This is a genomic window from Shewanella sp. SG41-4 (assembly GCF_014164505.1).
GTDB lineage: Bacteria > Pseudomonadota > Gammaproteobacteria > Enterobacterales > Shewanellaceae > Shewanella.
Genome location: NZ_JACJFI010000006.1, coordinates 15,449 through 30,656 on the forward strand (window position 1 = coordinate 15,449; position 15,208 = coordinate 30,656).

Sequence of the window (15,208 nt, forward strand, 5' to 3'; positions counted from 1 at the left end):
TCAATGGTTACCAAAAAAAACAGAGCTAAGTCAGCTCTGTTTTTTTTGCAGCAAAATCTGCGAGCTGAGCAACATAGTCACCATTAAAATTCAGCTAAAATAACCTTCATAATATCCATGAAAGACAGCCTGACATGACCGACACAACGTTATCAATACCAACCTCACCTATACCAACGTTAGTTTACGATATTGGTAAGCACCGCTATCTCAATATTACCGCCAGGTGTACCTTAAGATGTCAGTTTTGCCCCAAACATAATGGCTCCAAGCAAGTGCATGACTATGACTTATCACTCACTCGACGTATTACCGCAGAGGACATATTCCCCTTGTTAGGTGATGTGCATGAGGTTGAAGAATATGTCTTTTGCGGTTTTGGTGAACCGACCTTAAACCTTGACTGCTTATTACAAGTTGCTCATGCAATAAAAGCGCAAGGCGGTAGGGTCCGCCTAAACACTGATGGGTTAGGTAATCATTTCCATCGGCGTAATATTTTGCCTGAGCTCAGTCAATGCATCGACAGCTTGTCTATTTCGCTTAACGCCGATACACCTGAAAGCTACCAACAGCATTGCCGCCCAAAGCTTGCCAATTCATACACGGCATTACTTGAGTTTATTGAGCTTGCACCTCGTTACATTCCTCTCGTTCAAGTAAGTGCAATTAACGGACTCGCTAATGTCAACATTGACCGTTGCCGCGATATAGCACAACAAAATGGTGCCATATTTAAACAACGCGAACTTGATAACATCGGTTAAACAAATACCGTCTAATCACAGCTAGACGTTTTCGCCACAGCTGGCTTCATGCTAGTATTGCCACCAAGAGAATGCTAAAAAAGTGGCACCATGTCTAAACACAAAGCAGTGAGTTCTACAAACTCGTTATTAATTTCTTCGCAGGCGACTCATTGGTCGCAACAGCACATTCTTTCGCTGCTAAGCCAATTGATTATTTTATTAATTGCAGTGTTTATTATCACTAGTATGGTGGTCAATTTAGGCGAGCGTCGTCTACAAGAAGATTGGGCAGACCAACGCTATAGTGAGTTACAAACAGTAGCCTCTTTAGCGTCAGACAAAGTGTCATTTTTGCAGTTTAGAACCCAAATTATCGCCAAAGGTGAGTTACTGCGACAATACCTGCAAAATCCATCAGAACAGCTGCAATTAAAAACCATCGAAAACTGGGACTCCTTGACTGACAATATTCCAGAACTGCTTGGGCTGGCATTGTTTAACCCTCAAGGACAACTCCAATTTGCCACTACTGGTAGTTTCAATAACATGCAGCTACCCGCTGCGTTATTAGGCTCGGGCAGAAATATGGGCGGCAACGACATTTACACTTCACCGATGGCATTTACGCCTATTGATGGAATATTAGAGCCCTATTTTTATCAGTTATCATGGATAGAAAATCCAGACCAAAGTATTAAAGGCTATTTGGTCACTTACAATTCGATTGTTAAATTACTTGAAACAATAAAACCGGCTTTTTTTAATCAAAACTCACCATTACTCATGCTTGATACTCAAGGCTTCCTCTATGCTGGAGCCAACCAACCTGCACCACTAGACAATATGCCAGACGCACTTGGCGCAAGTTTAAAGCAATCTTACCCAGAATTGTGGCGTGTGATGGCCATGAATAACTTTGGCCAATTTCACAGCCATGATGCCACTTTCGTGTATTTAAAAGTCGAGCTAACCAGTCAATATGAGACCAAAAGAGAATATTTTTTATTGTCTTATATTCGTCATGACGACATTGCCACTCGATATGCACAATGGCGAACTGTGATTATTATCGCTGGCTGCTTAATCGCACTGTTAGCCAGTTTATTGATTATATTAAGACATCGATTTGTACTTGAGCGACGCGCAAAGCAAAATAGCGTTCAATTGAGCAACGGTTTATTTAACAGTGAATTAAGCTGCTTAATCGTTAATGATAGTGGCCGAATTCAGAGTATTAATGCCAAAGCAGCTGCCGAACTATCTTTGCCCGTTGACGCACTCAAAGACCGCAGTTTGCAACGAGTACTGCATCTTGATGATGATCGCTTCAACCAAATTAAAGAAGCGTTAATTCATCATAAGCAATGGCATGGTGAGATCAGTTTAGAAACGCTTAATAGTAGTATGTTACAAACACATATTCGTAGTAATAAGTGTCCGAACAGTAATGAACATTATTGGTTAGTGACATTTGAAGACATTACCGCATTATTTGAGAGCCAGCGCCAAGCTTATCTCTATCAATTGATGAGCAGCGGAGCGGTTGCTACTGCATTAACAGATGCCAATGGATTTATAATAAAATGTAATAACCAATTTGATAACCTGATGTCTTTACATGGAGACACCCATATTTCGATCACCGAATTACTCGGCGATGAGTTGAAAAATCAATGGCAAAATATTACTGCACAAATTAGCTTACAGGGAGAATGGACTGCGCAAATTATGCCATTTAGCCACAGTCGTTATGAGCATTGTTTAAAAACAACACTAGCAGGTCAGTTGACATTTGAAGGTGATATTGAATACCTTATCTGCACATTTGAGGAGACAACTCCGGCTGTGTCGGCCCAAAGCAGCAGTAACATCATTGGTCATAGAAGTGCCATAGTATTACGTTTAAATGAACTTGAGAATTACTTCTTCAAGCTTAGCGAGCCCACGAAAGAACATTCAAGTTTACTGGTAATGGACATTAGCCCTGAAGGCATTTTCAGCAATATGGGTAATATGAGCCAGCTTGAAAAACGCCAAAAAGACATTGAACTACAATTATTGATTGAGTTACCGCTTAATTATCAAATTGCGCAATGGCAGCTCGGAAAGCTTGTTATCCTGCTGACCGAAACAAATGCAAACTCAGCCCATCAATATGCGATTAATATGCTTCAACGTCTTGAAGAAAAGAATTTAGGTGAAGGAATTAACATTGGTATCGCAAGCTACTTACAGCCACAAAGTCTGGATACATACCTTGCTAACGCAGAAATAGCCTTAAAAAGAGCTAAACAATCTGTTGACCAAAATATTTGCCAAGCCTTTACTCGTCCGACAAATAAGCAAAGTAACAAGCAAAGTAACAATTAAATTAGCAATAACCTCTAACATTGATAGATTAAATAACCTGACGCAATCTTGTTGAACGTCAGGTGATACTCAATTGGGACTGTTGTTTAATCAATGGATAACACCCATTATTTAGGCGACTCGATGAACATCAACATACTGGAATTGGGTCCAATCTAGCGTTAAGTTTACGGCTTGGGATGACTCACCACTTCAGGAAGGATCTCTTCGGACTCAAGCCTAAAAGGCTGAACATTATCAGGCAGTTTACTTTCAGTAATTTCAACAATGCTTGAACGATTCATGGTCACTTTAAAGCGAGCATATTCAGGTTGCTGCTTTCCGTCACGCAAAACCGCTACCAAATTGACTTGATAACGACGTTCTACAGATTCATTGCTAATATTACCTTCGGTTTCTGAGTATATTTTAGCTTTCCCACGTTCTAAATGGCGGGCAAAAGGCACTAAACTGAAATTCACTTGTTCTTGAATTTGCGAATAGTCGGCTTCAAAAGGCTTATTTGTCACCTTAGTGGCAATACGATAATGCAGTACTGCCGAGTCTACTTTGTTCTGGCTGTGGCGTTGCCTCATGATATCGGAAACCGTTTTGGGAATATCTTGGCTGCGCATGAATTCGAGCCAAACTAACTGCTTGGCCACCACGGTTTGAGTGGTGGTATCGCGTAAAATCCGGCTCCATCTTGGACGACCTCGTTGGATAAGCCGCCACATCGCATTACGAAAATCCTCTTTAAATATTTCCCTGAAACCATAAATAACCGCTAATGTCAGTAATAAGGTCAAGGTTAAGCCATTAAAGAAACCTTGGGCTTTTATAATCAACGCCGATACCACCAACATCACTAGCCCTGTGGCGACTCCAGTAACAAATTTCTTAAGCCCTACCCCAAGCGGTTTTAATTCTTCTTTTAATACTACGCCTTGTTGAATAAGTCGACGTAATAGCAACATTTTATTAGAAATACGGTTGGCGTCTAGCTGGGTTTGCATTGAGTTATATTTACATACTTGTTCGCGGTAGTGATTCTCGTTACGACATAAATTGAGTACTTTTTCTTTAACATCACTATAATCTGCACTTCTAGGACTACGTGCTAATGTCTTTAATAATTGCTGCTCACAAAACCAGGACAAGTAATTATCGGCATGCTCAAAATAAGATTTCCACTTAGGATCATTCGGTTCATTGCGTCGAAACTTTTTCAATAGTTGGGCAACCACATCACAAAGCTCATCTAAAGCAGGATAAAACTCATTTAGGTCAAGTTTCTGGTGTAACTCTTTAACATCAGTTTCAATGGCAACAGCAAATTGGTAAGCGAATAAATTGAGGTATAAGCGAAACTCTTCTAAAGTTCGTTTATTTAAACTGACGAAGCGGGACTGAACTAATGGTAAATGCAGACCTTTAGAATAATAAGAACGACGACCAAGAATACTACTGTGATAATAATCCTCTTCGTCTAAAGTATGCGAACCAATACCCATTTCTGTTGGCAAATAAAAATACAGATCAAATACCCGCTGATCACCAGGGCCCATTTGATGGCTGAACTTTATTGATAACGCTTCTTCTTGTTTTACTTTAACTTTTGCCACTATAGATTTCACACACCTTTTAAAATTGACACTGAACTACTATACCGCAAAGGGAATATTAAGCTAAAAGTTAATTTATTCAATCAAAATTAGTTGGAAGTATTTGCCGATAGTAACTGACAGGACCAGATGTTATTGCTTGGAAGAAGTTTTAACGTTGCTCTAGTCATTGTACGATCTAAGTCAATCACCTGAACCTGCTGAGATACGCTAGAGCCTTCCATAAAGTGAGGGGACGTAATACCATATTCATTGCGTAAATATGGTTGTAGACGACTGTTTTGTTGCCAATGGGTAGGTTGTAGCGTTAATTCGAGGTGATAAGTAAATGAGCCCATATCAACATGTTTGACCTTACCTAATAGTTGAGCAATTTCGGTGGCATCTGCATCTGTTGGGGAATCAAGTTTATAAGTCAGTTGAGCTTGATTGTGCTCAATGTCTAACATTAACCATAAATTGCTTTTATCAACGGTTAACGACGATTCTCCTTGTTGACTAAAATAGCCATCGGCATGGCAATTGAAATACCAAATATTATGGGTATTTGCAATTCGATTAAGCACACTAGTAGCAATGAATATAATGAACAGGAAACTTAATACAAAAAAAAGTTTTCCGCGCTTTGACTGTAGTAATCGGCGGGTTTTAATATGCATTAATCGGTTCATTATTCTAGCCACAAATGTGCACCTTTTGCAGCCATTGCTGAGTGATAAATGGCGTATTCATATTATCGATACTGACTTTGATGCTATTAACTAGTGGGGGCGCTTCACTGGAATCAGTTAATGTGAAACTCATATAATCTTGATTTACCGACAAAGCAACCTGAATGGAATTCCAACGAATATTATGACAAAGACGTAATTGCGATGATAAGCAGTCCGCATGTAATATGGCATCTTGCTGATTATTATTGCCGAACACAAACAACTCAACAATACGTCCGTCTGGGGTTAACACTTGCCGCAATACATCGGCTTGAGCAAACTCAGGAGGATTAAGCTTAGAGTAAACAAATAATAATACACATAGTAGAATGACAATAATAAACAGATACTGACCTAAAGATAAGAGCCGTTCAGGTAGTTCCAATATTTTGGTACGCTTAGTGGCTGCAGTTGTATATAAAATGACGCCTTGCTCAGGTACATATTCAATGAGATTGGTATGGCGCTGACACATGTAATTGATAATTTTGCCGATAATATCGAGTAATTCGGCATGAGATAATTGATGAGGACATTCGCCTGAAATAGCCACCGTTTCAAGCATAGATAGCGGAACAACTTGGCCACGATGCTGTACTAGCTGGCTCAAAACCCAATACTCGTGATCATTTAAATGCCACTGGGTTGCAGCGGTCTGATCGACCAACAAACGTCGTGTATTGTCGAACCAACAACATCCTATTTGCATCACACTATCTCAGTGTATCGACTGATTTGAAAAGTATACTCTCAAAGTGAGAGTTGAATGGGTGCTAAGTCAGCTATCCTGTGGATAATATTGCTAATTCGTGAACTAGTTCGCGAATATGGTGATTATTTGCGCAAGGTATAATTGCATGATGACGAATGTAGAAATCGCTAATTTATATCATTATTAATCCCTCCCGATTTAAGATGATAATGGTTAATGCCATCTTAAATACTGGGCTAATAATAGGGCTCGTCATTGAGCTGGTAACAACAGAAATCGAAAGGGGTAATAGTAAGATGATTGAAAATAGCGATTGGATATACATTTATAAGCGAGTTAATGGTGCGATGCCAAAACTGATGAATGAGCATGCTACGAATTGAAAGTGCCTCATCAGTAAGTATCTCTTGGCATACAGACAAATATTGCTGGTAACTATCTATAAAAAAAGCTGGCAAAGCCAGCTTTCTGTTACTTACACTCAAGTTAACTAAAGGTTATTAACTTAAAATGCGTAAAGTAATGTCATGTTTGTTTCAGTGTCAGTACTTTCTTTGTTATCAAGCGGTTCACTGTTATAACGAACAATCACGGCAAATTTCATCGCTAAAGCACCCACAATATTTGCAGTTAATGAGGTTTCAGAGCGCGCATCTAATTTACTACCCCAATCGGCAACAAATTTCTGCTGGAACTTAGAGGAATCGCTGATTTTGGTTTGAAAATCAATCACCGCGTGAGCAACAACGCTGTCGTCGCTATCATAACCTTCTGCCAGTGCTGATTCTTCATCGAGTTGTTGATAAATATAACCAGGACCCGCCTCTGCTTTTAAAGACATTCTGTCGGTATCAATAAAACGGTGACCATAACCAGCTGAAGTCGTAGAAGTGAAATCGTAACCCGTGAATGGATCAACTTCATAGTTAGTGTTAGCAAACAAATAGCTCACATCATTAATTTGATAGTCGCCTTGCACACCAAGGAAATAGCGCTTTGCAGTCACTTCTTCTGTGTCTTCTTTGTATAATCCTTCAAACACATACTCGTTTTCCCAGTCACCTAATTCTTGTTTCAACGCTAGACGCGCTTTAAACGAAGAAGTATCGGTATTACCTGTGGTTAAAGTCGCACCTAATTCTGCTTCACCAGCAAGAGTGGCATCGCCTTCAACAAACTCACTTCCAGCATGTGCTGCAAATGGCATGGTTAGTGTAATAGCTGCAGTAAGTAGCAGTTTTTTCATGTCATTTCGTCCTTTATTTACAATTTACAAAATCTAATGGAGGGGCATGCGCTTAAAATTCCCACGCATACTAACACTTTGATCGCAGAATTGAAAAATAGTCATACTCTTAAGCGCTAAGCAACAAGGCTCTTAGCTTGCCAACGGCCACTGCGCCAACGCCACAACATTGCCAACCCTCTAACCCATTCATCAAGCGCTAAGGCAGCCCAAATGCCCAATAAACCATACTCTAAGTGGATCCCGAGATAATAAGCACCTGGTACTGCAATACACCACATGGAAAACAAACCCATAAAAAACGGAAACTTGGCATCGCCGCTAGCTCTTAGCGCATTAATGACCACTAAGTTAAATGTTCTACCGGGCTCCATGACCAACGTGAGGACAAATAATTGCCCTACAAGGACAATAATGTCCTGTTCATCAGTAAACAGACCAACAAGATTTGGTCCCCATATGGCAACGAATAAAGCCACAATACTGGTCACAATCAAACCTAACTTTAATGCGCGATACATTTGATGCTCTGCGGCTTTTAATTGCTTAGCACCCACCATATGACCAATAATAATTTCATTACCAATACCTATCGATAGACCGAACAATAAGATAAACATACAAATTTGAAAATATAATGACTGCGCCGCTAAGGCTTTATCACCCATTAAACCAACAAATGAAGTGACTACCATAAATTGCAGCATCCACGAGACGTTTTCGCCCGCTGCAGGTAAACCAATATGGAATACCTTTTTAAGCATCGCTTTATCGGGACGTAAAATACTTGGAATATGTAATGGTATTTTGGTATACCGTACAAACAACACCATCATAATGCTCACACCCACTAGTCGCCCGACAACAGTACTAATCGCAACCCCCGCTACACCCATTTGTGGCAAACCAAACCAACCATAGAGTAATAATAAGTTGCCGATAAAGGTGATCACATTCATCGATAATGTTACCCACATGGCTTGCTGGGTAAAACCATGAGCACGCATTCCCGCCGCTAAGCACATGGCCATTGCTTCAGGAATTAAACATAAACCGACAATTTGTAAATACAATTTACCATCGGCCATAAGCTCGGCTGGTAAGTTCATTAAATTCAACATCATGGTTGAGCCGGTTAAAATACCTACCGCTGCGACCAAGCCAACTAAGAAATTGAATCCGATAGATGAATACACCACGGCACTGGCTGCAGTTTTATTATTGGCGCCTAAATACTGGGTAATGACAACACTAGCGCCAATACTAACGAAACTAAATAACGTAATCGCTAGCTCAAACACCATGTTACCTACAGACAACGCCGCCACTCCCTGATACGACACATGGCTTATCATAAAGGTATTAATTGCGGCGGTTAAAAAGTGCAGAGCAAAATCGACGAATAATGGCCAAGTTAATGAAAATAATGATAAAGGTGCATTTGGCTTAACAAGCATAGAATGAGTTCAACTATTGAGAATGGCTAACAGAATAAGGTTATATCAGTAAATAATGACGTTTTAGCGTCAATTTTTAAGGCGAGGATGATGCTAGATAGCGTTTAAAAAAACAACGTTTATCGTAATTTATTTACAAAAAAAATCAGCTCATTCAAAAAATGAGCTGATTTGCTGTTTTACGCTAAAACTGGTTTACATGATTTTAGGATCAAGTTCACCAGATTGATAAGCTTTATACATGGCTTGCAGTGACTTAGGCTTAATTTTAGAGCCCATACCCGCACAACCAAATGCTTCATAACGAGTAGTACAAATGTCAGCCATTGCTTCCATTGATGCTTTCAAGAATTTACGAGGGTCAAACTCTGCAGGATGTTCAGCTAAGAATTTACGCACTGCACCTGTTGACGCTAAACGTAAATCGGTATCAATGTTCACTTTACGCACACCGTGCTTAATACCTTCAACGATTTCTTCTAATGGTACGCCGTAAGTTTCTGGAATTTCACCACCATACTGATTGATGATTTTTAGCCACTCTTGCGGTACAGAAGATGAACCGTGCATCACTAAATGCGTGTTAGGGATACGCGCATGAATTTCTTTAATACGGTCTATACGTAACACATCACCAGTAGGCTTACGACTAAACTTATAAGCACCATGACTAGTACCAATTGCAATGGCTAATGCATCAACATGAGTATCGGCAACAAAACGCGCTGCTTCTTCAGGGGTTGTTAGCATTTGGTCCATGCTTAGAATACCTACAGCACCAACACCATCTTCTTCGCCTGCTTGGCCAGTTTCTAAACTGCCTAAACAACCAATTTCACCTTCAACTGACACACCACATGCATGAGCAAAAGCCACGGTACGACGAGTCACATCAACGTTATACTCGTATGACGCTGGTGTTTTACCATCGGCCATCAACGAGCCATCCATCATTACTGATGACATACCCAACTGGATTGAGCGCTGACAAATGTCAGGATCAGTACCGTGATCTTGATGAATACATACCGGAATATCCGGATACTGCTCAAGTGCGGCAGCCATTAGATATTTTAAAAACTGTGGGCGAGCATATTTACGTGCACCAGCAGATGCTTGCACAATCACAGGGCTGTCTGTTGCTTCAGCCGCTTGCATAATTGCACGCATTTGTTCAAGGTTGTTCACGTTAAATGCAGGGACGCCATAACCATGCTCTGCAGCATGATCAAGCAGTTGTCGTAGAGAGATAAGAGCCATTTTGTTCTCCATTAATAGGGTGATTACTCACCTAGGTCGCTATCGTTTGGACGGATTTTACGCTCTGGCACAACCTACATCCTGTAGGTTATGACAGAACATTTTTTTATAATAATTATTATTAGGTTTTACGGTACAAGTACTTGATGTGTGATCTAAGCGCCACGCTTTTCAAGCATTGCTACAGCAGGTAATTCTTTACCTTCTAAAAACTCAAGGAAAGCACCACCGCCGGTTGAAATATAAGATATTTTATCAGCTATATTGTACTTATCTACTGCCGCTAGCGTGTCACCACCGCCTGCAATAGAAAACGCTTTAGAATTAGCAATAGCTAGGGCAATACGCTTAGTGCCTTCACCGAATTGATCAAACTCAAACACGCCGACTGGACCATTCCAGACGATAGTCCCTGCTTGTTCAATAATTTTAGCCAGTGCTTCTGCGCTATCAGGGCCAATATCAAAAATCATATCGCTGTCGGTCACGTCCGCTACTGACTTTAATGTGGCTGCTGCTGTTGGGCTAAACTCACTTGCTACCACTACATCTGTTGGTACAGGAATATCACCACCACGGCTTCTAGCATTTGCAATAAGACGCTTTGCTTCTTCCACTAAATCAGCTTCATACAATGATTTACCGACTTTATAACCCGCTGCAGCAATAAACGTATTAGCAATACCGCCACCCACTACAAGCTGGTCAACCTTAGTTGATAAGCTTTCAAGCACGGTTAATTTAGTCGACACTTTAGAACCACCTACTATCGCCACCATTGGACGAGCTGGGTTATCAAGCGCTTTGCCTAATGCATCTAATTCTTGCGACAATAATGGCCCAGCACAAGCAATAGGAGCATAAACACCTACACCGTGAGTAGATGCTTGAGCACGATGTGCCGTACCAAATGCGTCCATTACATAGACATCACATAAGGCTGCCATTTTTTTAGACAGAGCTTCATCGTTTTTACCTTCGCCAATATTAAAGCGAACGTTTTCAAATACAACGACTTCACCAACGTTAACATCAACGCCATCAAGATAATCACTCACTAAGCGCACTGAGCAATCTAACGCTTTAGCTAAATAATCGACTACCGGCTGCATTGAATATTCAGTGTTAAACTCGCCTTCTATTGGGCGACCTAAATGAGACATCACCATTACGGCTGCGCCTTTTTTCAATGCGAGTTGAATGGTAGGTAATGATGCGCGTAAACGTGCATCACTTGTTACAACACCGTCGGTGACAGGTACGTTTAAATCTTCACGAATAAGCACGCGCTTATTTTGTAGATCTAAATCTGTCATGTTAATAATTGCCATAATTAGCAGTTCCTTTTTAAGTTAATACAAAGTCTTGCTGCGCAACGGGCTTAACCCATTGCGACATAATCTATTGATATTACCGATCTAACTTTGCTTGAATCATCGCTAAGCTAGTATCAAGCATACGGTTGGCAAAACCCCATTCGTTGTCGCACCATAATAATAATTTGACCAAGTGGCCGGCACTGACACGCGTTTGGGTTCCGTCTACAATACTCGAACGTGGATCGTGGTTAAAATCACACGATACCAGAGGCTCGTCAGTATAACCTAAAATACCATTAAAACTGCCGTTTGACGCACGTTGCAGCACACTGTTAATTTGCTCAATATTGACTTTTTTCTCTAACGTGACTGACAGGTCGATCGCGGTCACATTTATGGTTGGAACTCGGACAGAAATCGCCTCAAACTTATCTTTCATGTGAGGCAAGATACGCTCAATGCCTCGCGCTAATTTCGTGTCTACCGGAATAATGGATTGACCCGCTGCCCGAGTTCGGCGCAAATCATCATGATAAGCATCGATCACTTGTTGATCGTTCATCGCCGAGTGAATGGTGGTAATGGCGCCGCTCTTAACTTCAAAATGCTTATCCAATACATCGATAACTGGGACAATACAATTGGTAGTGCAAGATGCGTTAGAAATAACGGTGTGCTCTGCGCGCAATAAATCATGATTAACACCATATACAATGGTCTCATCAACATCTGCAGAAGAAGGATGGCTGATCAGCACTTGCTTAGCACCGGCATGAATGTGTGCTTCGCATGCTTGACGATCTATTAAGCTGCCGGTGGCTTCATAAACGATATCGATATCAAGTTCAGCCCAAGGCAATAAATTAGCATCGGGTTGATTGAGTAACAAAATACTGTCATCACCAATAAGCAACTGATCACCTTGTAGCTTAACGGTATGCTTGAAACGACCATGAGTCGTGTCATATTGAGTTAAATGACATATGGCTTCTGGCTTTGCCAACTCATTGATCGCCACAATTTGGATTTGTTGACGTTTTCCAGATTCGTACAATGCACGAAGTATTGAGCGACCAATCCGGCCATAACCATTAATTGCAACTCGAATCATTTAGGGTCCAGAGTAATTAACCGAAGCACTTATTATTAAATCAATTATGATAAAAAACACTGATTAATAAGTGACTTAGCATATATTATTTTACGTGAATTAAAGACATAAAAAAACGGCCTACAATAGTATTGCAGGCCGTTATTATACAGATTAAACACCTAATAGATAAGTGTTTAATCTCAGATGATTATCCTAAAGATTGGACAGTTTTTACGACATTATCAACAGTGAAGCCGAAATGTTTAAGTAAATCACCACCAGGAGCAGACTCACCGAAGGTCGTCATACCCACAACCGCGCCATCAAAACCAATATATTTGTACCAGAAGTCAGCATGTGCCGCTTCAACAGCAACACGTTTAGTGACACTTTTTGGTAATACAGATTCTTTGTATGCTGCATCTTGCTTATCAAACTCAGTAGTAGAAGGCATAGAAACTACCCGCACTTTTTGACCTAGTTTGGTTAACTCAGCGGCTGAATCCATGGCTAATTGCACTTCTGAACCGGTTGCAATTAAGATGACATCAGCAGTGCCTTGGCAATCAGACAGTACATAACCGCCTTTAGCTACGTTAGCTAATTGCTCAGCGTTACGTGCTTGGGCTTTAAGACCCTGACGGCTAAAGATTAATGAAGTTGGTGCATCACGACGTTCAATTGCTACTTTCCATGAAACAGCAGTTTCTGCTGCATCACATGGACGCCATACTGCCATATTAGGCGTTAAACGTAAGTTAGCTAATTGCTCAATAGGCTGATGTGTTGGACCATCTTCACCTTGACCAATTGAGTCATGGGTGTAAACGAAAATGTTTTGAATGCCCATTAACGCTGACATACGTACCGCGTTACGTGCGTATTCCATGAACATCATGAAGGTTGCGCCATAGTTAATAAAACCACCATGTAGTGATGCGCCGTTCATAATACCGCTCATACCGAATTCACGTACACCGTAATAGATGTAGTTGCCGGCTGGATCGTCTTGAATACCTTTTGAACCAGACCAAAGCGTTAAGTTAGAACCCGCTAAGTCTGCGCTGCCGCCGAGTAATTCAGGCAACATAGCACCAAAGAAACCAATAGCATTTTGAGACGCTTTACGGCTCGCAATACCTTCAGCTTTATCTTGGCTTTCTTGGATAAAGGCTTGTGCTTTAGCTTCGAAATCAGCTGGTAAATCACCCTTTAATACACGGCGATCATATTCAGCAGCAAGTTCTGGGAATGCTGCTTGGTAAGCAGCAAACTTGTCATTCCATAACGACTCGTTAGCAACACCTTTATGTTTAGCATCCCAACCAGCATAAACATCAGATGGAATTTCAAAAGGTGCATGTGGCCAGTTTAAGAATTCACGAGCGGCTGCAATTTCAGCATCACCTAATGGTGCACCATGACAATCATGGCTACCAGATTTGTTAGGTGAACCAAAACCAATAATGGTTTTACAGCAAATCATTGATGGCTTATCAGTTACAGATTTAGCTTCTTCAATTGCTGCACGGATAGCATCTGGATTATGGCCATCTACACCAGCAACAACATGCCAGCCATAGGCTTCAAAACGCTTAGGAGTATCGTCAGTGAACCAACCTTCAACATGACCATCGATTGAAATACCGTTGTCATCCCAAAATGCCACTAATTTACCAAGGCCTAATGTTCCGGCTAATGAACTGGCTTCGTGAGAAATACCTTCCATTAAACAACCATCGCCTAAGAAACAGTATGTGAAGTGATCCACAATGTCGTGGCCAGGACGGTTAAATTGTGCAGCTAATGTTTTTTCAGCAATCGCCATACCAACAGCGTTACTGATACCAGCACCTAAAGGACCCGTTGTGGTTTCAACACCTGGGGTATAACCATATTCAGGATGACCAGGCGTTTTAGAATGCAACTGACGGAATTGCTTTAGCTCTTCAATAGGCAATTCATAACCAGATAAATGGAGTAAAGAGTAGATAAGCATAGAGCCATGACCGTTTGACAGAACAAAACGATCGCGATCGACCCAGTTAGGATTAGTTGGATTGTGCTTTAGAAAATCATTCCATAGCACTTCGGCAATATCAGCCATACCCATTGGGGCTCCTGGATGACCAGAGTTGGCTTTTTGAACCGCATCCATACTTAGGGCGCGAATAGCGTTAGCGAGTACTTTACGAGAAGACATGCTCTCTCCTGCTTATTTGTGAGATCTAGTGGGCAATTGTGGATAGGCATTTTCCCCTACTAGGCGATGGGACGCAAATTAAAAATTTTCGGGTTTCTTTTTAACCGTTAAATAAACGGTGATTTCATACAATGCCAATAAATAAACATCGTAAACACAGCATCAAATGGTCAACGCGACCATAACATGAGATAAATACAGAGTAATTATTTATTGCCACTTATAAATAAAAAGTATTGTGATTGGCAGAGTTATGGCTCTGATTAGACAATATAATCTCTAATCTATCAAAAACATTGTCTATTTTTATGATAAATACACCGCGCAAACCGATGAACTTTAAAATAAAGTAATATGAATCAAACACTTGATTTTTCACCAGCATAAACATATCTATAATTAACAAAAATAATTATGCTCCATTGCACAATTCTCCAGTTAAATTCGTACAAAGGGGTGTTATCAAATTAGATTTCGACTAA

General features: G+C 40.7%; 11 protein-coding genes. 2 read left to right on the plus strand and 9 right to left on the minus strand.

Annotated elements, in window-relative coordinates:
• The first annotated feature begins 134 nt into the window (after positions 1 to 134).
• Positions 135 to 767: a TatD family nuclease-associated radical SAM protein gene (locus H5202_RS01515; RefSeq protein ID WP_182770328.1), complete on the plus strand. Its 633-nt coding sequence runs from the start codon at positions 135 to 137 to the stop codon at positions 765 to 767.
• A 90-nt stretch (positions 768 to 857) separates the two neighbouring features.
• Positions 858 to 3,119, plus strand: a complete 2,262-nt coding sequence (locus H5202_RS01520; RefSeq protein WP_182770330.1) for a PAS domain-containing protein — start codon at positions 858 to 860, stop codon at positions 3,117 to 3,119.
• A gap of 167 nt (positions 3,120 to 3,286) precedes the next feature.
• On the opposite strand, the gene H5202_RS01525 is transcribed toward H5202_RS01520, so the two are convergent.
• The 9 genes from H5202_RS01525 to tkt form a co-directional block, all read right to left on the minus strand.
• The gene (locus H5202_RS01525; protein WP_182770331.1) at positions 3,287 to 4,723 is read right to left on the minus strand and encodes a hypothetical protein; all 1,437 of its coding nucleotides are present in this window, start codon (positions 4,721 to 4,723) and stop codon (positions 3,287 to 3,289) included.
• A gap of 89 nt (positions 4,724 to 4,812) precedes the next feature.
• The gene (locus H5202_RS01530) at positions 4,813 to 5,382 is read right to left on the minus strand and encodes a hypothetical protein (protein WP_182770333.1); all 570 of its coding nucleotides are present in this window, start codon (positions 5,380 to 5,382) and stop codon (positions 4,813 to 4,815) included.
• Between the two features lie 16 nt (positions 5,383 to 5,398).
• On the minus strand, positions 5,399 to 6,145 hold the full coding sequence (locus tag H5202_RS01535) for a hypothetical protein (RefSeq protein ID WP_182770335.1): 747 nt from the start codon (positions 6,143 to 6,145) through the stop codon (positions 5,399 to 5,401).
• A 508-nt stretch (positions 6,146 to 6,653) separates the two neighbouring features.
• Positions 6,654 to 7,394, minus strand: a complete 741-nt coding sequence (locus tag H5202_RS01540) for a DUF481 domain-containing protein (RefSeq protein ID WP_182770336.1) — start codon at positions 7,392 to 7,394, stop codon at positions 6,654 to 6,656.
• Between the two features lie 116 nt (positions 7,395 to 7,510).
• Positions 7,511 to 8,851 (minus strand): MATE family efflux transporter, encoded by a 1,341-nt coding sequence (locus tag H5202_RS01545; RefSeq protein ID WP_182770338.1) that lies wholly within the window; start codon positions 8,849 to 8,851, stop codon positions 7,511 to 7,513.
• A 195-nt stretch (positions 8,852 to 9,046) separates the two neighbouring features.
• Complete coding sequence (fba, locus tag H5202_RS01550) at positions 9,047 to 10,111, minus strand: class II fructose-bisphosphate aldolase (RefSeq protein ID WP_182770340.1); 1,065 nt, start codon at positions 10,109 to 10,111, stop codon at positions 9,047 to 9,049.
• Between the two features lie 155 nt (positions 10,112 to 10,266).
• Positions 10,267 to 11,442, minus strand: a complete 1,176-nt coding sequence (locus tag H5202_RS01555; RefSeq protein ID WP_182770341.1) for a phosphoglycerate kinase — start codon at positions 11,440 to 11,442, stop codon at positions 10,267 to 10,269.
• Between the two features lie 79 nt (positions 11,443 to 11,521).
• On the minus strand, positions 11,522 to 12,541 hold the full coding sequence (epd, locus tag H5202_RS01560; protein ID WP_182770343.1) for an erythrose-4-phosphate dehydrogenase: 1,020 nt from the start codon (positions 12,539 to 12,541) through the stop codon (positions 11,522 to 11,524).
• Positions 12,542 to 12,731: 190 nt separating this feature from the next.
• On the minus strand, positions 12,732 to 14,726 hold the full coding sequence (gene tkt, locus H5202_RS01565; protein WP_182770345.1) for a transketolase: 1,995 nt from the start codon (positions 14,724 to 14,726) through the stop codon (positions 12,732 to 12,734).
• Positions 14,727 to 15,208: the final 482 nt, after the last annotated feature.

Coding starts and splice junctions, on each gene's coding strand:
- epd (WP_182770343.1), bottom strand. CDS start 12,541: ATGATTCGAGTTGCAATTAATGGTTATGGCCGGATTGGTCGCTCAATA.
- tkt (WP_182770345.1), bottom strand. CDS start 14,726: ATGTCTTCTCGTAAAGTACTCGCTAACGCTATTCGCGCCCTAAGTATG.
- H5202_RS01545 (WP_182770338.1), bottom strand. CDS start 8,851: ATGCTTGTTAAGCCAAATGCACCTTTATCATTATTTTCATTAACTTGG.
- H5202_RS01540 (WP_182770336.1), bottom strand. CDS start 7,394: ATGAAAAAACTGCTACTTACTGCAGCTATTACACTAACCATGCCATTT.
- H5202_RS01535 (WP_182770335.1), bottom strand. CDS start 6,145: ATGCAAATAGGATGTTGTTGGTTCGACAATACACGACGTTTGTTGGTC.
- H5202_RS01555 (WP_182770341.1), bottom strand. CDS start 11,442: ATGGCAATTATTAACATGACAGATTTAGATCTACAAAATAAGCGCGTG.
- H5202_RS01515 (WP_182770328.1), top strand. CDS start 135: ATGACCGACACAACGTTATCAATACCAACCTCACCTATACCAACGTTA.
- H5202_RS01530 (WP_182770333.1), bottom strand. CDS start 5,382: ATGCATATTAAAACCCGCCGATTACTACAGTCAAAGCGCGGAAAACTT.
- H5202_RS01520 (WP_182770330.1), top strand. CDS start 858: ATGTCTAAACACAAAGCAGTGAGTTCTACAAACTCGTTATTAATTTCT.
- fba (WP_182770340.1), bottom strand. CDS start 10,111: ATGGCTCTTATCTCTCTACGACAACTGCTTGATCATGCTGCAGAGCAT.